Here is a 21,758-nt window from a genome sequence, read left to right as displayed (position 1 = left end):
GCAGTTCAAGGACGGGTGTCACGCGGTCTCGGCGCGCAGGGCCCGGACGTACCGGTCGAGCGTCGTGCCGTCCTTCGTGCGTACCTGTTTGTGGGGGACAAACCCCGCCCGCCGTGCGACCGCCGCAGGTCCAGGAAGGCGAGGGCGGTCGCCAAGGCCATCCTCAGCGGAAGGGCGACGAGGCGACGGGAGCGCGTGCGCGGCGCTGTCATGGTGGTCTCCAGTTGGTCCGCGGTACGGGTGTTATGAAGCGCTCAACATGTGGATCGGCGCAGCTACTTGACCCCCACAGGGCGTTGACGATGCCGAAGCGCAGAACCCGTTCACGCGCTTGCCGCCGGTGCAGTCGTAGGGGTCCTTCAGACAGCCCGGGTTGTCCGCCCGGGCCCTCAAGAGCCGCCTGGAGCTGCGCCGTCCCACGCTGCTCCTCAAACAGGTCGAGCGGCTCGCGCCCGGCGGCTTCGGCGGCCGTCTCGATCGCCTCCGGCCGGCCGCAATACCCCGACCGTGATCGCCAAGCAGTCCGGCGTGATCGGCTGGACACGTCCTGGTCAGTGGCGGCTGAGATAGGTGAGGACGGCGAGGACGCGGCGGTGGCCGCTGTCGGCCGGGGAGAGGCCGAGCTTGGCGAAGATGTTGCCGATGTGCTTGTGGACGGCGTTCTCGGTGATGACGAGCCGGGCCGCGATCGTGGCGTTGTCGTTTCCTTCGGCCATCAGGGCGAGAACTTCGCGTTCGCGTGGTGTGAGGGCGGCAATCGGGTCGCGGGCGTGACGGGTGAGGAGCTGCCCGATCACCTCGGGGTCCATGACGGTACCGCCGGCGGCGACCCGCCGCAGCGCGTCGATGAACTCGCTCACCCGGCTCACCCGGTCCTTGAGAAGGTAGCCGACGCCGCCGCGTCCATCGGAGATCAGCTCGCCGGCGTACTGCTGCTCGACGTATTGGGAGAGGACGAGCACGGGCAGGCCGGGGAGCCGGCGACGGGCGTGGATGGCGGCGTGGATGCCCTCGTCGCGGAAGGTCGGCGGTAGCCGTACGTCGACGATGGTGACGTCCGGTCGGTGTTCGGTGACGGCAGCGATGAAGCCGGGGGCGTCCTGGGCGATCGCGGCGACATGAAAGCCCTTGGCGGTCAGCAGGAGTTCCAGCCCATTGGCCAGCAGGACGTTGTCCTCGGCGATCACGACCCGCACGCCAGCCTCACAGTGATCGTGGTCGGGCCGCCGCTGGGGCTGTGGACGTGGACTGTGCCGTCGAGCGCCAGGACACGGTGGCGGATTCCGGCGATGCCGGTACCCAGCGTCTCGTCGGCGCCGCCGACTCCGTCGTCGGTGACCTCGATCGACAGCCGGTCACCTTCGCGCGCGACGCGGACGGTGGTCCGGGTGGCCTGGCTGTGCTTGGCAACGTTGGTGAGCGCCTCGGCGATCGTGAAGTAGGCCACGGCCTCGACCGCGGCGGGGATCGTGCCGAGGTCGCCGATATCGAGGGTGCTGTCGATCGCCGATCGGGTCCCCAACGCGGCCAGCGCCCCGGCGAGGCCGCGATCGGCGAGGATCGGCGGGTAGATCGTCCGGATCACCGCACGAAGCTCCACCATGGCCTCCTCGGCACTCTCATGCGCTTCCTCCAAGAGTCCGGCCACCATCCGGGGGTCCTCGCTCAGCGACTCACGGGCCATGCCCAGCCGCATCGCGATGGCCACCAGCCGGGCCTGGGTGCCGTCGTGCAGGTCACGTTCGATCCGGCGGAGTTCCGCGCCGTGCGTGTTCATGGCGTCGGCCCGCGTCTCGGTCAGCGCCTCCACACGCTGCGCCAACCTCTCGACGGCTGAGGGGGACAGCAACGCCACACAGATCCGGGCGTGCAGGCGCGCCAGCAGTGGAACCAGCCAGTAGGTCAGGGCCGCGAAGATGACGACTTGTGCGGTCCCCAAGGTCAACGCCGTGCCCCACCCGGTCAGTGGAACACCGGCCGCGAAGCCGCCCGCGCGGGTGCCGGCGGGCAACGCCCACCACAAGGGCACCGTGATGGCCGCGGCCAGCGCGTTGGCCGCGCACAGCACCACGACGAGCCCGAACGCCAGACTGGTCACGATGTAGGTGCTCAGCCACCCGAGAACACGCCACGTACCGACACGGACGGGACCGGAACGCGGAGAGAGCAGCAGCCGGTCGGCGCGGCGACGATGCCAGGACGCCCAGGTGCGAGCCATCATCGGGACGATGAGTACGGGCAGCGCGAACAGGGCGACCGCAGCGGTGAACAGGCTTCCCAGTAGATAACCCAGACCGCGCCACATCGCCGAAAGCCGACTGGCCCCATGGTGGTTCATTCGCGCAAGTCTGAGCCATGGCGACCGAACCTGGCACTACAGCCCACTACCCCTTTTTCTCACGGGTGAGCGGTACCGTCTGCCCACCTCAGCCAGACCTAGTGTCCATGCCCATGAAGAGTTCACCGATTCGTACACCGCGGCGGCGCGGCCGATCCATCCGACGGAACCTGACGCTGGCCGCCCTCGTGGCCGGAACCCTTTCCACCAGTGTGCCCGGCGCGATATCCACCCCACAGCGGGACGACCGAATCCAGCTCCAGATCCAGAACGACGCCGATGCGCTCACCGCACTCGGCGTGACAGGAGTGCAGGCCCGCCTGGTCACCTCCGACGGCCGGAACCTGACCGCCACGAGCGGCGTCGCCGACCTGACGGACCGTCTGCCGGTCGCTCGGGACGGGCACTTCCGGATAGCCAGCGTCACCAAGGCGTTCGTGGCGACCGTGATCCTGCAACTCAGCGGCGACCACCGTCTCTCCCTGGACGACTCGGTCGAACGATGGCTGCCCGGTGTGATTTCCGGAAAAGGCAACGACGGTCGCGCGATCACCATCCGCCAACTGCTCCAGCACACCAGCGGCATCCACGACGACTACCCGGACTACACCTCGGCGGAGGACTTCTACCAGCGCCGATACGACACCTACACACCCGAGCAGACCGTCGCCCGGGCGATGCGCCACCGCCCGGACTTCCGGCCCGGCAAGCGCTGGAGCTACGGCAACACCGCGTACGTCCTGCTCGGCATGATCATCGAGCGGGTCACCGGGCACCCTTGGCACGAGGAGGTAAGGGATCGGATCGTCCGGCCGCTCGGCCTCGATCACACCTTCTGGCCGGGTACTTCACCCACACTGCCCCAGCCACATGGCGAGACCTATCAGAGGTTCAAGGCCGACGAGCCGCTCGTGAACGTCACCGAGCAGGTCGGCTCGGGCACCAATGGAGAGGCCGGTCTCGTCTCCACCACCGCCGATCTCAACCGATTCTTCCGTGCCCTGCTCGGCGGCCGACTCCTGCCACCGGCGCAGCTGGCGCAGATGAAACGGACCATCCGGGTCAGCAAGGAGTTCAGGCACCTCATGCCGGGCGTACGTGACGGGCTGGGGCTCTTCTCACGCCCGCTCTCCTGCGGCGGGGTGTACTGGGGCCACGAGGGCGGCGATTCCGGCTGGATCAGCGCCACCGGCGTCACCGCCGATGGCCGGCGCAGCGTCGCGGTCTCGTTGTCGGGCGTCCTCGCCGATTCCCCGGACGACGTCCTGCGCGTGGTAAAGGCCGAGAGCAAGCTGGTCGACGACGCCCTGTGCACGACTCCGAACGCCGACCGTCAGCGGCGTTGAGGTCCTCCGCATGGAGCGGTACGGGACATCTGCGCGCGGCGCACGGTCCGGAATCAGGAAGGCGGGGCGGCGACGGCGGCGCACGCACTCCCGCAGCGGATCCGGCGCCATCTTGACTACATCGCCTGGCTGGTCGATAGATGCGACACCGGCTCCGGAGCCAACCCCCGAAGGACTTCCGGAGCCAACCACCAAGTACGAGAGCCCGTCAGACGGACTGGATGCGGGCGGCGGCCAAGTTGTCGAGGATCTCCGAGACCGTCTGATCCGGGGTCTGCTCCGACGTATCCAGCCAGAGACCGATGCGTGGTGTCTCCGCGCGGAGGATGCCGTCGAGGGCGTCGACCGTCCAGGGGCCGTATCCGGTCTTCGCGCGCCCGGTCTCCCTGCTCCGCACGGCCGTGGTGGAGGGGGCCAGCACGATGACGTACAGGGGACGCGTGCGCACCCGGGCGATGTAGTGGTCCAGGTCTTCCCCGAGGACGATGTCCTGGACGATCGCGGTCCACCCGTCGCGCGCGTACTCGTCGGCCACAAGAGCGGAAAGGCGATAGCGGAGCTCCAGTTGGGCCTTGGCCTCCGGAGTCTCTTCCGGCATCAGTTCCTCCCGACCGGAGGTGAGCATCCGGCGGAAGACGTCACCGCGCACATGCGCGGCCCGAGGCAGCCGCTCGGCCAGGAGGCCGGCCACGGTCGACTTCCCCGAAGCCATCACACCGGTGATCAGGACGACTGCGGAAGCCAAATCGGTGCCCATGCGGACCTTTCGCTCAGGGGCGGCGGACGGTTGCCGGTATGGCTGCGGTGCGGTCGTGAACAGCGTCGACGAACCGCTGCCATGCGGCAGAACCGAACCTCAGCCTAGGGCCGTCCACGTGCTTCGAATCACGGACCGCTGCGCCCCGCGCCAGGTACGCGGTCTCTACGCATTCGGTGGTGTTGCCGCCACTGTAGGAGGACTTGAACCAGGTCAGGGTCTCGTCGGACGGGATAGCGGGAACCATCAGATCTCCTTGCGTACGCGCTCGATCACGGCTGAGGAAGCAGCCATGTCCCACGCTTGTGCGCGGAGGCGGTCGAACGCAAGCCGGTACCGGTCAAGTTCTTCGTCAGTCTTCCTGGGGCGATCTCGGATCACCCTTTCGAGCCATACGCATGTCCGGTCGATCTGCGGCAACGACAGTCGGTCCTGGTAGGGGCTCACCTCTTGAGGCTCGCTCTCGCGGCAGCGGTGAGGCCGGGTGCCGTTCGGGGAGGGAAGCGACCGTTGCGTCCGGGCCCGAGTCGTACGCTGGTTGGCGAAGGGTGGTGTCGTATGTCGGACGAACTCGCGGACAACCTGAGGAAATACCGGCGGGCGAGCGGCCTCAGCCAGGAGCAGCTCGCGCATCGGTCGGGACTCTCGGTCGGTCCCATCCGACGGATCGAGCAGGGCGCCGACGGTGTGCGGATGGAGACGCTGCACCAGATCGCCAGAACCTTGGGGGTCAAGACGTCGGACCTAATGGCGGCCGGAACACCGGAGCCGGTCAGGCACGACGATCCGAACAGCTTGAATCTTCGGGAACTGCGCATCGCGCTCACACCCGCGATGGGTCTCCTTCCCCTGCGTGCGCCGACCGGTGAGGAACCGGATCTCCGTCGTCTGCGACGCATGACACACGACCATGCGGTGCTGTACTTCGGCGACAGCTACAGGAGCATCGCGGCCGATCTGCCCGCCCTGATTCGCGCGGTGAGCGATGCCGTCGCGTACTACGACTCGGGCCAGGACCGCATCGACGCCCTGGTGGCTCGATCGGAAGCGCTGCAACTGGTCGGCCGCTACCTGACGCAGATCCGCCAGTACGACCTTGCGCACAGTGCCATTCGGGAATCCATCGCGGACGCACGGGAGGCCGAGGCCCCACTGACGGCCGCGTCCGGGGTCGGCGGTATGTGCTGGATGCTCATGCGTACCGAGCGCTACGACGAGGCCGAGGACATCGCCGTCGCGACCATGGATCTTGTGGAGCCGAAGATCAAAGGAGCCTCGCCCGACGAGTACGCGACGTGGGGAGGTCTGGCGATGGAGGCCGCTGCGGCGGCCGCACGGAACAACCGTCCCGAAGAGGCCAGGACGCTTCGCCGGGCTGCCGGTACGGCGGCCAAGGCCGTGGGTGTGACGCACAGGAACCTGCTCCGTCACTGGTCGATGTTCGGTCCCGTCACGGCGTCGATGAAGGAACTTGAGGACTTCATGATCGCCGGGGACGCGCGATCGGTCGTCCGTAAGTCGGGCGAGGAGGAGAGCCTTCAGCCCAAGAGCTGGAAGCGGCTCGGGAAGCCGAGCAGCAACGACGGAAATCGGTACTACCTCGACCTGGCTCGTGCGCAGGTCCGCACCGGCGACCCGACAGGTGCCATGGAGGAGCTGGCCCGACTCGACGCCGTGGCGCCCGAGTGGTTCCGTCACCAGTCGTCGGCCGCGATCACCTTCGAGGAGATCACGAAGAAGCGCCGGACGCTCACGACGGAGATGCGGGAGGTAGGCGCTCACCTGGGCGTCTTCGCCTAACTGCACGACTGCGATGCACTTCTGACGCCACGTCGATGCAAGTGCATCGCTGCGTGCCTGGTCGATGACTCTCGGTGACCCTAGTGTTGTGTGCGTGGGGAGCGTCCAGGGGATTCACCTCCCGGAGCGTGAGGCTCTCCATCGGCCGGTACACATCCTCGCGACTCGGGGCCGCCGTGAAACCGGACCGGACGCTGTGTCCGGAGGCGATTCCGCCTTCTTCGGGACGTGTCGAAATCCCTCATTTGGGCGGGACACCTCAGGTGCCCGCGGTGTCATGGGAGTAGTGATCGGGATGGACGGCTGTCGCTTCGGTGTGGTTCGTAAGGCGTGGGACCTGCCCTTCTTGGCAGAACCCGCAGAGCTGGCCGGCCTGCGCCGAGTGATTCGCCTGCACTTGGGGCTGTGGGGCCTGGTCCCGGTGATCAGGGACGCCCAACTCTGCGTTTCGGAATTGGCGGCGAACGTCATCAAGCATGTGGGGGCGGGTACCCCGGCGCGCCTGACCGTCTCGATGAACGGCAGCCGCTTGCGTATCGAAGTGAGCGACCCCGATACGCGGGTGCTCCCCGTTCTCTGCTCGGCGGGGGACGGAGCGGTGCAGGGGCGGGGGTTGGCCCTGATCGACGCCGTCGCCGAGCGATGGGGAGTTCTCCTCCGCGACGACTCCAAGATCACCTGGTGCGAGCTGGCCACCGGCCTGCGTTCGTCGATCGACCATGCTGATGGGCCTCAGGTCGCCAAGGCCGAGGCGCTGCTCGGGCTGTTGGGCATGGCGGTGAGGCCGGACGGCCTGTCGTACGGGCGGCTCGGGGTGGCAGCTGCTCAGGAGTCCGCGATCGGTCTCATCGCGGACCTCCTCCACTGGCTGCGGGCCCACGGCTGCGACCCGGACAGCGCCCTGGACCGTGCGCAGACGCACTTCGAGGCCGAGCTGGGCGAGGCCGTGTGAGCGTGCGGTCAGGACCGCAGCGCCTCGCCGAAGAACCCCGCATCCCGAAGCCTTGCCTGCTGTTGACGCTGGAGGCGCCTAGCTTCTGCCTGGTGGGGCCATTTCCGGCCTGGCGGGGCGAGGGGCGGTTGTCAGCGCTGGATAGCCGTTCGGCAGCATGGGCGCATGTCTGCATACAAAGCCGTCTTCGGGCACGTGAACGATGTCCTCCCGGGAACTCATTTTGAATCTCGAAAGGCAGTCAAAGAGGCCAAGCTTCACAAAGAGCGCGAGGCGGGCATTTCGTGGGGGCTGGATGAAGAGGGTCATCGCGCAGCGGATGCGATCGTGCTTAGTAACGGCTACGAGGACGATGTGGACAACTGGGGGGAAATAACGTACACCGGCGCAGGTGGGAAAGCCCGTGATGCTAGTCGCCAGACGTCTGACCAGAACTGGGAAAATAAGGGAAATGCCAGTCTCCGGCGGAGCCGGATTCAAGGGAACCCTATCCGCGTAATTCGTGGCAGTGCGGGTGATCCTGATTACTCGCCGTCTGAAGGATATAGGTACGACGGTCTGTATAGGATCTTGAGGGAGTGGGTCGAAGTCGGGCAGTCGGGCTTTGATATATGCCGTTTCAAGATGCGCCGTCTTGCGAACGAAGAGCAAGAGCTCACTTCATTCGAGCGGCAAATTCAAGAAGTGCTCGATCAGGGCGGGCTCATCTCTGGGGGCGAAGGTGATATTGCCGTCCGTAGGAAGACTTCAACCATCGAGCGCATTGTTCGTGACACCGCAGTTGTCCGACGGGTGAAGCAGTTGCATGCCTACACATGCCAGGTGTGCGGCCTCGCCCTTCGGGTTGGGGCAGACGATAAGAGCTACGCGGAAGGTGCGCACATACATGCGCTCGGTGGTCCAGATGGTGGACCAGACGTCGACGGCAATGTCCTATGCCTGTGCCCCAACTGTCATATTCGGCTTGATCGAGGCGCCCTCTATTTGACCGATGAATTGCAGGTCATAGATCGGTATGCGGAGGGTTCTGAACCTCGCTGCGCACCCCTTCGGACTGTGAAGCAGCATCGCATAGAGAAACGATTCGTCCGTGCGCATCGCCGATTCTGGAGGATTGCAGATCAATTGGATGAGTCGTGATCGTCTAGTTAACCTGCGGCGATCGCTGAGTACGTCAATACGTCGGCAGGAATCTCGTGGCGAAGATTCCAGACGATGCCCATCGGCTTGCTGCCCTTGTGCTTGACGTACTCGGCGGGACCCAGCAGCATCCAAGGCTGTGGACCGCCGATGTCTGTCTTCTTGTAGCGGCGGACGAATAGCAGGACGTGGGTACCTTTGTGCTTGTGCGTCTGATATCGGATGCCTGTGGGAGAAGTCTCTGAGGTCTGATTCTGGGACTCCCAGTGGAACAGGGAGTCGTTGAGAGCGTAGTCCTTGTAACGGGTCTCCGGAGAGAAGTCCTTCTCGTCCTTCTCCAGCGTGATGAATAGGGCATCGGTCTGGATTCCCTCGCACCACTTCACGCCTTCGCGGAAGTTTCCTGGCAGGAAAGCATCCACGGTTGATACGCCCAGCGCTGGAAGGATTTCTTCACGGCTGTAAGAGGCGTGGACTGTCAGTGGCAGGCTGGCATGCGTGCCAAGCAGCGGGACGGGGACGTGGTCCGCTTGGTCTAGGACATGAGCGAGGACTTGACTAAGTTCGTCGCGAAACGCGGGTTGTGCCTGGAGTGTGTCGAAGCCTTCTTGGTAGCTCGTGAAGCTGCCACCCAGCGGCCACAGCGAGAAGAAGAACATGCGGGCGTATGCCTGTTCCTGCTCATCGAGCTCTTCGTAGGAGGGGGCATCAGCCATCAGAAGCTTGCTGTACGCAGTGACACGGAGCGGGTCATCCACGTGAAGGAACGCAGACATCCGCTTCAACAAGGCTGCCTCGCCTTCGGGGCCTGCTGATTCGAGGAGCTTGGCTCGCCGCAACAGGCCCGTCCAGGAGTTTCCATTACCGCGGTAGAGCTCTTTGAGCTCCCGACCGCTTTCCTTGAGGTAGCCAGCGAGTCGCGGTTCAGCGTAGGAGGCCACCTCGCGGGCGAGCTGGGTGACGTTGACACCGATCTGGTTACGGATGTTGTCAATGATCAGTTCCTTGGCCTTCGACTCAAGGATGATCTGGCAGCCGGAGGGTAGCTGGGGAAAGTCTTGCTCGATGTTGGTGAGCAGGCGGTTGCGTGTCAGGTTGGTGAGAGCCCTGAACTGTTCCTCGAAGCGGAACTCTTTACGGTGCTGTCCGATGAAGTCTAGGACAGTGAGAACGGCCTTGTTTTCCGTGCGGCGGAGTCCGCGACCAAGCTGCTGAAGAAAGACGGTGGCGCTGGAGGTGGGGCGTAGGAGGAGCAGGGTGTCCACGTCGGGAATGTCGAGACCTTCATTGAACAGGTCGACTGAGAAGATGATTTGGAGGTCGCCAGATCTCAGTTCATCGAGGGCTGTCTTGCGTTCATGGCGTGGGGTCTCGCCCGAGAGTGCGGCGGCTTTGACACCGGCCCGCCGGAAGAAGTCGGCCATGAAGTGGGCATGTGCGACGGAGACGCAGAAGCCCAAGGCTCGCATGGAGTTCGGGTCGGAAACCTTATCCTTTACCGCCTGCACGACAAGTCGAGCCCGTGCGTCGTTTCCCGTGAAGAGGTTGCTGAGTGCTGTGGAGTCATAAGCGCCACGCTTCCAGGTGATGGCGCTCATGTCTGTGTTGTCGGTGATTCCGAAGTAGTGGAACGGGCTCAGGAGGTCGTTCTCCAGGGCTTCCCACAGCCGCATTTCGGCGGCAATCCGACCCTCGAAGAACTCGTCCTGAATGTTCAGACCATCCATGCGCTCCGGAGTGGCCGTGAGGCCAAGCAGTTCCTGCGGCTTGAAGTGATCCAAGATCCTTCGATAGGTGGGCGAGGTGCCATGGTGGAACTCGTCGATCACGATGACATCGAAGTGATCGGGGGCAAATCGGTCCAATGCGCGGGAACTTAGGGACTGGACACTAGCGAACACATGAGTCCAGTGCGCCGGAAGCTCGTTTCCGTAGTACGGCTCCCCGAAGTTTGCGTCGGTAAGGACGTTTTGGTAGACGCGCAAGGACTGTTCGAGGATCTCCTTGCGGTGGGCTACGAAGAGCAGGCGTGGATCGCGCCCAAGCGTTTGGCGTAGACGCTTGAAGTCCAACGCGGCCATCACGGTCTTGCCTGTGCCCGTCGCGGCGACGAGGAGATTGCGGTGCCGGTCGTGCACCGTTCGTTCTACTTCGAGACGTTCGAGCATGTCGCGCTGGTGCGGGTAGGGCCGAACCTCCAGGCCGGAGAGCGTGATGCTCTGCTGGGCCTGGCGGCTGGAGCCACCAGCATGCGACAGGGCTTCATCGAGCCGTTCACCGTCGATGTCGGGGTCGTACGGTTCAAATGCCTGCTCGCTCCAGTACGCGTCGAACGTAGCCTCGAACTTGCGTAGGACGGAAGGTGTCGCGACGGAAGAAAGCCGTACATTCCATTCGAGTCCGTCCAAGAGTGCCGCCTTGGAGAGGTTCGAGCTCCCTACGTACGCCGTGTCGAATCCACTGTCACGGCGGAAGAGCCACGCCTTGGCGTGCAGACGGGTCGAGCGGAGCTCGTAATTGACCTTCACCTCAGCGCCGAAGTCCCTCACCAGACGGTCCAACGCGCGGCGTTCTGTAGCTCCGATGTAGGTCGTGGTGAGAACGCGGATGGGGATTCCGCGATCATGCGCAGAGGACAATGACTGTTCGAGGACGCGGAGACCATGCCACTTCACGAATGCGCAGAGCAGGTCTACTCGGTCGGCCGTAGCCAACTCGGCGCGAAGCTCAAAGCCGAGGCTGGGGTCCTCCGGCGAGTTGGTGATCAGCGCCGTCTCGGACAGTGGAGTCGCTGGGCGGATCGCATAGACCCCTGGCGCCTCCTGTTCGGCAACGGCGAGCAGCTGCCGCGGCCCTTCCATGACGAGATCAACCCACTCGGTCGCACCCTCGATCGTATTCAGCGACTCCAGGATGTGGTTGGCGGCGATTACCTGCTCCGTGGGGGCGAGGCCCTGAAGGACCTGCCGCACTGTGGCGCCGATGTGGCGGGACAGTACGTGAGGTGCCGATTCCTCGCTGACTGATGCATCGATGGAGCGCCAGCCCGTCGCGTCAAGTTGCTTGATGCGCTTCGTTAGGCGGTGAGTGATGAGCGTCTCGTACAGCCCAGCAACTGGCGCGTCGTCTGAAAAGTCGTTGGGCATGGCCGAGTCCCCTTTTCTCGTCACGTACTGCACGTGCAGTTGTATCAAGGAGGACTGACACGCCCGCTCGAACGCCCGCCACCCGGGAGGGGAGGAGTGCGGGACAAACGAGTGCCTTGTGTCAACTGCCGTGAAATAATGGCTTGTTCGATGGGCTCGGAACTGCGGACGGCAATGGGGCCGATGGGGGCGGGCGAATGGCGGACAGTGGGCGGGTCGGCGGGCAGGTCACGGGGGACGGGGACGCGACCGTGGCGTTACGGATCACCGTCAGCGGTACGCACAGGCGCAAGGAGGATCTTGCCGCGCTGTGCGCCTGGCTGAAGAGCGCGCCCGCGCTGAACGAGGCGCGGGGGCGGGACGAGCTTCGGGTGGAGCGGGGGGTCTCGCTCACCCAGAGCGAGTCGATGGGCGGGGCCCCGGTCCACGACATCCTGCTGGTTGTGGCAGCCGAGGCCGCCAGGCCGCTCGCCGACATCGCCTGGAACTCTGTCAGGACCTGGCACCGCAACCGGCGCAGGCTCGCCAACCCCGAGGAGGAGCCGCGCGTCAGACTCGACGCGGAGGGCTTCGAGGGCGACCCCGCGCTGCACCGGGACACGGACACACCACCGGCGTCCGGCGGCGGTCCGGCCCCCGGCGGGAGGCAACCCGGGCACGGCGACGACCGGCCCGAGGGGGTATAGGCGTCGTGCCGCCGTACAACACCCGCAGTGCGGAGAACCGCGACAAACGACATCGCGCCGTGCTCATCGGCGTGGACTCGTACGAGCACGAGATCGACCTGCCCGCGGTGGCGCAGAGCCTCCGGCTCATGGCCGAGGCGCTCACCGACCCCTCCTCCGGGGTGTTCGACAGGGCCGATGTCTTCACCCTTCCCACCTCCGATGAGGAGGAGGGGCGTTCGGGGGCGGCGCGGCCGGTGACTCCGCTTGAGGCGCATGCCGCGCTGCAGTCTGCCCGGGAGGAGGTGACCGGGCTGCTCGTCGTGTACTTCGCCGGGCACGGCATCGTCCGTACCAACGGCAGCGATCTGCATCTGCTGTTCAGCCCCTCGCGCGTCACCCAGGACCAGGGCCATCCCTTCGTGGACGCCCTGTCCTGGCACGCGGTCGTGATGGCCGAGCTGTGCCACGCGAAGGCCGACCGGGTCGTCGTGATCCTCGACTGCTGCTTCGCGGGCAACGCGTCGCACGACTTCACACCGGAGGCCCATCAGAACTTCGCCGTTCTCATGGCGGCGGAACCGGGGGTGGAGATCCCGCCCGGTGGCGCGAGCCACGGCACCGACTTCACCATCGCCCTCCACAAGCTGCTGACCCGTTGGGCCGTGGCCGACGAACCGGCGAGCTTCACCCGGATCGTTCCCGCGATACGGAAGGAGATGGCGCCGTTCAAAGCCGTCGACGGTCACCGGTGGGTTCCCACGGAATGTCTGCGGGGCGGTGACGTCCTGCTCGCCCTCACGTCGGCGAGCGAGCGCGCGAAGTCTGAACCGGCGCAGCCGCAGCCCCGGCCACCGTCCCCCGTGGTGCCCGAGGACGACGGGCCGGGGGCGTCGGACGAACCGGGTGAGCCGGGGGCGCCGGATGAACCGGGTGGGCCCGGGTCCGTCGTCGGGCCGGACGAGCCCGTGGTGCCGGATGAACCCGGTGAGCCCGCGGTACCCGAGCCGGCCGGGGGCCTCGGCCGGGTACGTCAGCGGCTGCGCGCCCTCGGGCCGAGTCGCGTCGCCGCCGTCGCCCTCGCCCTGGTGCTCGGTGCCGGAACGGTCCTCTGTGTCGCCCTGTACGGACCGCCGGGAGGCGAATCCGGCGGCTGCGCCCCGCCCATGGAGCTGCGCGTCCTCGTCGATCCCGACCTCCGGCCGACCGTGCAGAAGGCCGCCGACGCCTATGTGAACCGTGACGCGGAGGGCTGTCGCACCGTCGGGATCGGCGTCTACGCGGGTAAGTCCACCGACGCCGTGGCCGCGTTCCAGTCCGCCGCCCTGTGGCAGTCGCCGCTCCCGTCGTGCCCCGCGTCCGGCGACTGCCCGCGGCCCCAGCGCGACCTCGGCGCACAGCCCGACATCTGGATCCCGGCGGCCGGGAGCACCCCGGTGCGGGCCGAGGCCGGGCAGACCGGGTCCGCACGCGCGACGGTGTCGCTCGATCCGATGGGACCGCTGGCCTTCACACCGATGGTGCTCGCCGTCCCCGACGGCGGGCCCGCGACGGCCGATGCGCAGACTCCCGCCCCGCTCGGCTCGCTCATCGCCGGGCTACGGGCCGGCCGGCCGGACGGGGAGAAGCCGATCCAGGTGCTGCGGCCCGATCCGGAGGGGGCGGACGGGGCCCTGTTGTCCACGGCCGCTCTCTACGCCTCGCCCTCCGCCGAGCAGCGCTCCGTCATCGAGGCGGGGATGGCCGGCGAACTCCGGCCGATGCCCACCACGGCGCAGGAACTGATGTGCGCGCTGTCCGACGGGACCCGCAACGAGCTGGAGGACCGGGCCGCCGTGCTGGTGCCCGAGCAGACCATGGCGCTGTTCAACCTGCCGCCCAAGGTCTCGGGGCAGGGGACCCGCCCCTCCTGCGCGAGCGACACCCTTCAGCGCCGTACCGCCCGCTACCCCACCGACGTACCGGTGCTGGATCTGCCGTTCGTCCGGGTCACCTGGGCGGATGCCGACCGGGACGAGAAGGCGCGCGAGCGGGCGGTGCGGGACTTCCACGACTGGCTGGTGGAGGACGACGCCGCCCAGGCGATCTTCGTGCAGGACGGTTTCCGCGGGGTCGAGGACGGCAAGCCGGTGCCGCCCGGTACGGCCTCGCCGCTTCGCGCGCCCGCCAACGAGGGGGCGGTGAGCATCGACGTCCCGGACTCGGCCCCTGCCGCGTCCGCGGCTTCGGTCGCCGACGCCCTGCGCGACTACCGGCAGGCGCTCGGACCCGGCCGGGTGCTCTATCTGCTGGACAACTCGACGTCCATGGCCGACAACCGGGTCTGGTCCGGGCCGGGCCGTGCCAAGGAGCTGGTCACCCGGTCGATGCGCTCGCTCGGCATACGGGACCACTACGGGGTGTGGACGCTCGCCCCGGTGAAGAAGGACGACCATCCGGACGTGGTGTCGTTCGGGCAGCACGGACTGACCGAGGCGCAGCAGGCCGTGGGAGCCGCGAGCGCCGTGGACGCGAACGCGGACATCGTCGCTGGGCTGACCGACGCGCTGGCCGAGCTCCGTGAGGGCGCTTCGGGCCCCGATCCGCGGCTCCTCGTCCTCGTCACCGATGACGAGGACTCAGCCGGGCTGCCCCGGAAGGACATCGACGCGGTGGTGAAGGCCGCGGGGAAGGGCACGCCCGTCCGTGTGGTCGCGGTTTCCCTGCGCGACGGGGGCTGTGCGCCGGGGCAGCTGAATCAGCGGCTCGCCGAGGCGACCGGGGGGCGCTGCCTGGACCCGTCGGACGGAATCGCCACGGAGCTGACGGCCGAGGTCGCCAAGACCGGTACGGGGGACGCGGAATGAGCGCGATGGAGCAGGGGACGGGGAACGCAGCGGACAAGGGGACGGAGAGTGTGGCGCGGACCGGGACGGAGCGCGCGGCACGGGCTGCGGGCGCGTTCGGCCTGCCCATCACTGCACGCCCGGCCGCCGTTGTGCGCCTGCCCGCCACTGTGCGCCTGCCCGCCGTCGTGCGCCTGGCTGCCACCGTGCGCCTGCCTGCCGTCGCGCGCCTGCGCGCCACCGCACGCCCGGCTGCCGTTGTGCGCCCGCCCGCTGCCGTGCGTCCGCGCGCCCGTCACTCCCGCCACCGGCGCCGCCTGCGCGCCCTCGCCATCGGTGCTCTGCTCGCGCTCGTCGCGCCGGCCTGCTCCGGGCAATCCGGTGACGCGGGCCCCGGCCCGGACGCGAGCGGGAAGACGGACGGTACGACGGCCGTCGGGCCCATCGTGGTGGCCAGCGGGCTCGATGTGACCGGTTCCGGCGGCGTACGGCAACAGCTCATCGAGGAGTGGAACCGGCAGCACCGGGACGAGCCGAACCTCCGGGCCAAGCTCGTCGAGCTGCCGGGCGGCGCCGACCAGCAGCGCAGCCAGTTGCTCGGCGCCCTCCAGTCCGGCAGCGCCGTGTACGACGTGGTCAACCTCGACATCACCTGGATTCCCGAGTTCGCCGATGCGGGCCTGATCCAGGCGCTGCCCGACAACGAATCCGCCGACCCCGACTTCCTCTCCCGGGTACGGGGCACCACCGTGTGGGAGGGCCGTACCTATGCCCGGCCCTTCAACAGCGATGTCGGGCTGCTCTACTACCGCCGCGACCTGCTCAAGAGAGGCGGGATCACCGAGGACCGGATGCCCAACGGCGACTGGACCTGGGACAGCCTCTACTCCTCCATCACCACCCTCGACAACGGCATCCTCGACCGGGAGCGCGGCCAGGCGGGCTGGACCACCCAGCTGCGGCAGTACGAGGGGCTGACCGTCAACACCATCGAGGCGTTCGCCGCCGTCGGCGTCGAACTCGTGAAGGAGGACGGCACCTACCGGTCCGACCCGAAGGAACTGAAGAAGGGGCTCAACGAACTGCTCCGGCACACCGACAGCGACCGTCTGCTGCCCGCCGCGCTCTCCTCGGACGAGAACGCCACGCTGGCCGACTTCGCCGCCGGTCACGTCGCGTACCTGCGCCACTGGCCGTACGCCTACGGGTCGTTGCAGAGCCGGCTGAAGCCCGACCAGTACTCCGTCACGGCCCTGCCCGGCCATGCCGTGCTCGGCGGCCAGAATCTCGCCGTCTCCGCCGACTCGCCCCGGGCGCACAACGCCCGCGCGCTGATCAAGTTCCTGACCTCGCCGGAGAGCGAACGCTGCCTGCTCGACGCGGGGTTCGCCGCGACCCGCACCTCGGCCTATGAGCCCACCGCGGTGTCCCGGCCCTGCTGGCCGGGTGTCGCCGCCGCCCTGCGGCCCGCCGGGAGCGCTCCGGGGGCGCCCGCGACGGGGGAGGGCAGCGCGCAGATCCCTTCGGAGTCCGACCGCGCGGCGTTCACCCGGACCCTGAGCGAGGCGCTGGAGACGGCGGTGCAGCGGCCTCGTACTCCGTACTACGGGGCGTTCACGCAGGTGCTCCAGTCGGCGGTGCACGAACTGCTGGCCGACGGTTCGCCCGACATCGACGCGATGGCCGAGAAACTCGACGCGGCCCTCGAAGTCGCCTTCGAGGGCCGGTAGAGGCCGCGCGATCCGTCGTACGGGCCGCGTGATGCGTGGTGTGTCATGCGAGCCACGTGATGCGAGCCACGTGATGCGCGGTGCGTGATGCGTGATGCGCGCCGCGCGGTGCGTGATCCGTCATGCGCGCCGCGCGATGCGAGCCCCTTATCCCGCGCCCCGCGCAGTGACGTCCCGTGCCGAGGTGCCAGGGGGCGGGCGCCCGTGGGTCAGGCGCGCCCGTGGCACTCCCGGTACGGGTTCCCCGAGCCGCACCAGCACGCCGCGCTGCGGGCCGGCGGCCAGGGCACGGCACGGCCGCGGGCCGCGAGGATCGTGGCGTACTGGGGGAGCAGATCCGGATCGGCGGGGGACGCGGCCTCCGACGCGGCGAACGCCTCGTACGAGGGGACCGTGCCCGTGACGATGCCCAGATTCGGGGTGCCCGTCGCGTGCAGATCCCGCAACGCGGCTTCCAACCGGTCCAGATGATCGGCGTGGGTGACGTACTCGATCGTCAACACCGGGTACGCGGTGAGCAGTTCGCGCAGCTCGGCCTCGGTCCAGTGCAGGACGGCGACCGGGAAGGGGCGGGACAACGCGGTCCGGTAGGTGCCCAGTTCGGAGCGGAGCCGGGTGATCTCGGCCCGCAGCTCACCGGGGTCGGAGGAGCCGAGAGCCCACAGACGCTTGGGGTCGTGGAGTTCGTCGAGCGGCACGGTGGCCGTGTGCAGGGCGTCGGCCAGCTCGTCCCACGGGTCGTGCTCGACCCCCATCAGCCTGCGCACACGATGGCGTCCGGTCAGCAGGGACTGGGTGGCGTACGGGACTTCCTCGCCCGGCGACAGCAGCAGCTTCAGTGCGGTCGAGAAGAGGTCGTGGGCCGATTCCAGCTCGTCGTGGGCTTCCAGGGTCTGGGCGGCGATGTCCCACGGGGCCGCATCCGGGGGGCTCGCGGCGCGGATGCCGTCGATGATCGCGCGGGCCTCGGCCTCGTGCCCGTACTCCCAGAGGTTGGCCGCCTTGAGGGCCTTGACCAGGTGCGGGTTGTCGACCGCGGCGTCGGGGGAGGCGAGCAGTTCGTCGTAGAGGGTGCTGGCGCGGGCGCGGTCACCGGCGAGCTCCAGGTGGGCGGCGGCCTGGAGGATCAACGGTTCGTGGTCCTCGGGGTACTGCGCCGCGGTGCGCAGCAGGCGCTCGGCTTCGGTGGTGTGGTCGGCAGGCGTGTCGGGGCGCATGAACCACACGGTACTGCTGTACGGCAACGGGAGGGAGGACGGGGAGAACCCTGGTGGGTTACGGGGATTGCCCTTATCGTGCGGCCCGTGCGGGAGCGGATACCGGTCGTGGTGCAGGGGAACGCGCGGGGACGGCCACGGGCCGCCGCGTGGCGGAACGCGCGGTGGCACGGGCGGTGGAGCCCGCGGAAGAACGGGCGCCGGAACGGGCGGCGGAACGGGCGCCGGAGCGCACGGCGGGCGGCTGTGCGCGGCCTGTGGACCGGCGCCGAGCTGGTGATCACCGTCGGCGTCGTGCTGCTGCTCCTCGTCTCCCATCAGCTGTGGTGGACCAACCGGCAGGCCCGCGAGAGCGCCGAGAGCGAGGTGCGGGCCCTCCAGCGGGGCTGGGGCGGGACATCGGACCCGGCCGGTACGGACCCCGGAACCCCGCCCGCGCCGGACACGTCGACGGGCACCTCACCCGACACCTCCCCGGGCGCACGGCGCGAGGGCGCCCCGCGCGACTCCGCGTCCTCCGCCCCGCGCTGGGACCAGGCGTACGCCGTCCTGCGCATCCCGCGCATCGGCCTCACCGCACCCGTCGCCCAGGGCATCAGCAAGTACGGCGTCCTCGACAAGGGATACGTCGGGCACTACCCGCGCACCGCGCAGCCCGGACAGGCCGGCAACTTCGCGCTCGCCGGGCACCGCAACACCCACGGCGAACCCTTCCGCCGCATCGACCGGCTGCGCCGCGGCGACCCGATCACCGTCGAGACCCGCGAAGCCGTCTACATGTACGCCGTCGACAAGAGTCTCGCGCGGACGACGCCGTCGGACAGCGGGGTCATCGCCACCGTGCCGCGCAGCAACGTGCGCACCTCGGCCGGGTACAGCGCGCCGGGGCACTACCTGACGCTGACGACATGCACGCCCGAGTTCACCTCCCGCTACCGGCTCATCGTGTGGGGCAAGCTCACCGCGACGCGCCCGAAGTAGCGGCGGGGCCCGGGGGCGGCGGCAGGGCGGGGGTAGCGGCAGGGCGGGGGTAGCGGCGGGGGCCGCGGGTAGGGTCCCTGCGTGCTCAGAGTGCTCAAGACACGTCCCCAGTTGTTGTGGCTGCTGGTCCCCTATGTGCTGTACCTGGGGGCGCTGCCCTTCGTGAACCGGGTCAGCCCCGTGGTGTTCGGGCTGCCGTTCCTCTTCGTGTGGCTGCTCGGGGCGACCCTGCTGACTCCCGTCGCGGTGTGGCTGACCAGGCGGGGGGACCGCCGGTGAACGCCGCCGTGGCGACCTCCGTCTTCGCCGTCTTCATGGTCGCGACCGTCGCCCTCGGACTGCTCGCCATGCGCGGGCGTGGCGGCGGCACGGGTGGTCTCGCCGAGTGGTCGGTCGGCGGCCGCAGCCTCGGCCCCGTCTTCATCTGGGTGCTGATGGCGGGCGAGGGCTACACCAGCTTCAGCTACCTGGGCGCCGCGGGCTGGGGATACAACTACGGGGCGCCCGTCCTGTACGTCGTCGCGTACATGTCCTGCGGATATGCCATCGGCTATGTCGTCGGCCCGATGCTCTGGGCGTACGCGCGCAAGCACGGTCTCGTCGGGATCACCGACATGGTGGCGCACCGCTTCGGGCGGCCCTGGCTCGGCGCGGTGGTCGCGGTGCTGGCCACCGCCTTCCTGCTGCCGTACATCCAGCTCCAGATCACCGGCATGGGGATCGTCGTCTCGACCATCTCGTACGGGGCGATCAGCCTGAACTGGGCCTACTTCGTCGCCTTCGCCGTCACCACCGGCTTCGTCGTGGTGAGCGGGCTGCGCGGCAGCGCGTGGGTGTCCGTGCTGAAGGACATCCTCGTCATCGCCACGCTGGGGTTCCTCGCCCTCTACGTACCGATGCACTACTTCGACGGCTACGGGCCCTTCCTCGACCGGCTCGTCACCGAGAAGAGCGAGTGGCTGACCTTCCCCGGCCACGGTGACAGCGGACTGGGACAGGCCTGGTTCATCAGCACGTCGTTCCTGAACTCGCTGACCGTGGTCATCTTCCCGACCACCGTCGCCGGGTACCTGGGCGCCCGGAACGCGGACGCCCTGCGCCGCAACGCGATGTATCTGCCCGCCTACAACATCCTCCTGTTCGTCCCGATGCTGCTCGGCATGGCCGCCCTGTTCGTGGTGCCGGGGCTCGTCGGCGCGGAATCGAACCTCGCGCTCTTCAAGCTGGTCGTGGACTCCCTGCCCGCCTGGGCGGTCGGGATCATCGGCGTCGCGGCAGCACTGTCCTCGATCGTGCCCATGGCCGTCTTCATGCTGGTCATCGGCACGATGTGGGGGCGCAGCGTGCTCTCGCTCGTGCCCCGCTGGGAGCAACGGCAGAAGGGCGCCGCACAGGTCGTCGTCGTGGTGGCGGGCAGCCTGGCGCTGCTGCTCACGTACACCGCGCCGAACACGCTCGTACGGCTCTCGCTCATCTCGTACGAGGGGATGGCGCAGCTCCTGCCCATGGTGCTGCTGGCGCTGGTGTGGCGGAGGCTGACCTTCCGGGGGGCGTTCAGCGGGCTGGTCGTCGGCGTGGCCGTGGTCTGCGTGCTCGTCTTCAGCGGGAACGATCCGGTGTGGGGGGTGAACGCCGGGCTGGTCGCGCTCGCCGCGAACCTCGTCGTCGCGCTGGCCGTGACGTTCGCGGGGGCGCGCGACGAGGACGAGCGGCCCGATGACGAGGTGCTGGCGAAGGACGAGATCGAGGAGCCGGTCCCCCGTACGGTGCGGGCGTGAACACCCGCACGGCTCCGGTGTGACGGGGGCCATCGTGTATAACGAACGGAGGGACGGATGCGCGCACGCGCGTCCGAACCGATGAGACCGTTGAGACCGATGAGCGGAACGACAGGACGGACACCGGCCGGACACCCGGCCGGCGGAGCCGAGCGAGGAGGGGCCATGCGTGACGCGAACCGTCTGAGCGGCGCCTTCGCCCGGCTGCTCCGGCCCGTCGGGCTCGTGGTCCTCTTCCTCACCGAGGTCCTCCTCGCCGAGGGCGGCAGCCTCTCCGCCGCCGTCGCGCTCGCCGCCACCGCCGCGGCGGGCTCCGCGCTCCTCGCCTGCTCCGTCATCAGCGCCCGATGTGCCGCCCCGGTGCCCCGCACCCGGGTCCGGACCGCCATCAGGGACCGCGAGAAACGCACCGCGTTCCTGCCCCAACGGGACCCCGACGCAAGGGGCCGCACCCGGCCCCGAGCTCCCGGCCGCGCCCTCCTGACGGCCGCCGCGTAGGGCTTGCTCTCCTCTCTTCCGTAAAGCACGCACCCCGCGCGGGTCGTCATGCCGAGTTCGTTCTCTTCCCGGCACGACGAGACCCCCGGAGGGCTCACCCATGTCCGCCTTCATGTCCGCCTTCGCGAGCCTGGTCGGCTCGCTGGCCGATCTGCTCCAGCCGTTCTTCCAGGGCGCGGCCACCGCCGCCGCGATCGTCCTGTTCACCGCCCTCGTACGGCTCGCCGTGCACCCCCTGTCGCGGGCCGCGGCGCGCGGGCAGAAGGCGCGGACCAAGCTCCAGCCGCAGATCGCGGCCCTGCGCAAGAAGCACGGCAAGAACCCCGAGCGGATGCAGAAGGCCCTGATGGAGCTGCACGCCGAGGAGAAGGTCTCACCGCTCTCCGGCTGCCTGCCGAGCCTGCTCCAGATGCCCGCGTTCTTCCTGCTGTACCACCTGTTCTCCAGCCGGAGCATCGGCGGCGACCCCAACGCGCTCCTCGGTCACAACCTCCTCGGGGCGCCCCTGAACGACCGCTGGCACGACGCGCTCGCGGACGGCGGGGTGTTCGGCGGGCGGGGCCTGGTCTACCTGGGGCTCTTCGC

Annotated in this window: 18 protein-coding genes; 12 read left to right on the top strand and 6 right to left on the bottom strand. The window is 68.4% G+C overall.

From position 1 onward, the window contains the following. Nucleotides 1-551: 551 nt before the first annotated feature. Nucleotides 552-1,196 (bottom strand): LuxR C-terminal-related transcriptional regulator, encoded by a 645-nt coding sequence (locus A6A29_RS26915; RefSeq protein ID WP_073723632.1) that lies wholly within the window; start codon nt 1,194-1,196, stop codon nt 552-554. After that, on the bottom strand, nt 1,184-2,338 hold the full coding sequence (locus A6A29_RS26910; protein WP_073723630.1) for a sensor histidine kinase: 1,155 nt from the start codon (nt 2,336-2,338) through the stop codon (nt 1,184-1,186). Before A6A29_RS26910 ends, A6A29_RS26915 begins: the two co-directional genes overlap by 13 nt. A gap of 188 nt (nt 2,339-2,526) precedes the next feature. Here A6A29_RS26910 and A6A29_RS26905 point away from each other — a divergent pair, with 188 nt between their 5' ends. Continuing rightward, entirely contained in the window at nt 2,527-3,684 is a 1,158-nt protein-coding gene (locus A6A29_RS26905; protein WP_241838660.1) for a serine hydrolase domain-containing protein, read from the top strand. Nucleotides 3,685-3,892: 208 nt separating this feature from the next. On the opposite strand, the gene A6A29_RS26900 is transcribed toward A6A29_RS26905, so the two are convergent. Together A6A29_RS26900 and A6A29_RS26895 are read right to left on the bottom strand one after the other, a co-directional pair. After that, nucleotides 3,893-4,441, bottom strand: a complete 549-nt coding sequence (locus A6A29_RS26900) for an AAA family ATPase (protein WP_073723628.1) — start codon at nt 4,439-4,441, stop codon at nt 3,893-3,895. A 13-nt stretch (nt 4,442-4,454) separates the two neighbouring features. Further along, nucleotides 4,455-4,688: a DUF397 domain-containing protein gene (locus tag A6A29_RS26895; RefSeq protein WP_073723626.1), complete on the bottom strand. Its 234-nt coding sequence runs from the start codon at nt 4,686-4,688 to the stop codon at nt 4,455-4,457. A 311-nt stretch (nt 4,689-4,999) separates the two neighbouring features. Here A6A29_RS26895 and A6A29_RS26885 point away from each other — a divergent pair, with 311 nt between their 5' ends. The 3 genes from A6A29_RS26885 to A6A29_RS26875 all read left to right on the top strand — a co-directional run bounded on the left by A6A29_RS26885 (nt 5,000) and on the right by A6A29_RS26875 (nt 8,333). Continuing rightward, a complete protein-coding gene (locus A6A29_RS26885; protein WP_073723622.1) occupies nt 5,000-6,241 on the top strand; it encodes a helix-turn-helix domain-containing protein in 1,242 nt (413 codons plus the stop codon). 346 nt (nt 6,242-6,587) lie between these two features. Beyond that, a complete protein-coding gene (locus A6A29_RS26880) occupies nt 6,588-7,193 on the top strand; it encodes an ATP-binding protein (protein WP_338012899.1) in 606 nt (201 codons plus the stop codon). A gap of 165 nt (nt 7,194-7,358) precedes the next feature. Next, the gene (locus tag A6A29_RS26875) at nt 7,359-8,333 is read left to right on the top strand and encodes a YDG/SRA domain-containing protein (protein ID WP_073723620.1); all 975 of its coding nucleotides are present in this window, start codon (nt 7,359-7,361) and stop codon (nt 8,331-8,333) included. An 8-nt stretch (nt 8,334-8,341) separates the two neighbouring features. Here the strand turns inward: A6A29_RS26875 and A6A29_RS26870 are convergent, their stop codons facing one another. After that, nucleotides 8,342-11,479, bottom strand: coding sequence for a DUF3427 domain-containing protein (locus A6A29_RS26870; protein ID WP_073723963.1), 3,138 nt, complete (start codon nt 11,477-11,479; stop codon nt 8,342-8,344). Nucleotides 11,480-11,676: 197 nt separating this feature from the next. On the opposite strand from A6A29_RS26870, the gene A6A29_RS26865 reads away from it, so the two are divergent. The 3 genes from A6A29_RS26865 to A6A29_RS26855 are packed head-to-tail and all read left to right on the top strand — an operon-like array spanning nt 11,677 to nt 16,699. Next, a complete protein-coding gene (locus A6A29_RS26865) occupies nt 11,677-12,165 on the top strand; it encodes a hypothetical protein (RefSeq protein WP_073723618.1) in 489 nt (162 codons plus the stop codon). 5 nt (nt 12,166-12,170) lie between these two features. Then, on the top strand, nt 12,171-14,990 hold the full coding sequence (locus A6A29_RS26860; protein ID WP_073723616.1) for a substrate-binding domain-containing protein: 2,820 nt from the start codon (nt 12,171-12,173) through the stop codon (nt 14,988-14,990). Beyond that, nucleotides 14,987-16,699: an extracellular solute-binding protein gene (locus A6A29_RS26855; RefSeq protein WP_241838659.1), complete on the top strand. Its 1,713-nt coding sequence runs from the start codon at nt 14,987-14,989 to the stop codon at nt 16,697-16,699. Before A6A29_RS26860 ends, A6A29_RS26855 begins: the two co-directional genes overlap by 4 nt. Before the next feature lie 209 nt (nt 16,700-16,908). On the opposite strand, the gene A6A29_RS26850 is transcribed toward A6A29_RS26855, so the two are convergent. Then, nucleotides 16,909-17,916 carry an SEC-C domain-containing protein gene (locus A6A29_RS26850; RefSeq protein ID WP_073723614.1) on the bottom strand — a complete coding sequence of 336 codons (1,008 nt, stop codon included), beginning with the start codon at nt 17,914-17,916 and terminating at the stop codon, nt 16,909-16,911. 246 nt (nt 17,917-18,162) lie between these two features. On the opposite strand from A6A29_RS26850, the gene A6A29_RS26840 reads away from it, so the two are divergent. The 5 genes from A6A29_RS26840 to A6A29_RS46965 form a co-directional block, all read left to right on the top strand. Further along, complete coding sequence (locus A6A29_RS26840) at nt 18,163-18,897, top strand: class E sortase (protein ID WP_073723610.1); 735 nt, start codon at nt 18,163-18,165, stop codon at nt 18,895-18,897. 120 nt (nt 18,898-19,017) lie between these two features. Further along, nucleotides 19,018-19,176 carry a DUF3311 domain-containing protein gene (locus A6A29_RS26835; RefSeq protein WP_073723959.1) on the top strand — a complete coding sequence of 53 codons (159 nt, stop codon included), beginning with the start codon at nt 19,018-19,020 and terminating at the stop codon, nt 19,174-19,176. Next, the gene (locus A6A29_RS26830; RefSeq protein ID WP_073723608.1) at nt 19,173-20,675 is read left to right on the top strand and encodes a sodium:solute symporter family protein; all 1,503 of its coding nucleotides are present in this window, start codon (nt 19,173-19,175) and stop codon (nt 20,673-20,675) included. Before A6A29_RS26835 ends, A6A29_RS26830 begins: the two co-directional genes overlap by 4 nt. A gap of 165 nt (nt 20,676-20,840) precedes the next feature. Next, nucleotides 20,841-21,173, top strand: coding sequence for a DUF6412 domain-containing protein (locus tag A6A29_RS26825; RefSeq protein WP_073723606.1), 333 nt, complete (start codon nt 20,841-20,843; stop codon nt 21,171-21,173). Between the two features lie 100 nt (nt 21,174-21,273). Further along, nucleotides 21,274-21,758, top strand: a 485-nt coding sequence (locus A6A29_RS46965) for a YidC/Oxa1 family membrane protein insertase (RefSeq protein ID WP_241838658.1), incomplete at its 3' end; no start/stop codon positions are given.

The sequence above is a fragment of the Streptomyces sp. TSRI0281 genome (assembly GCF_001905125.1).
Lineage (GTDB): Bacteria > Actinomycetota > Actinomycetes > Streptomycetales > Streptomycetaceae > Streptomyces.
The sequence above is the reverse complement of the archived record's forward strand: the minus strand, read 5'-3'. Positions and strand labels throughout refer to the sequence as shown.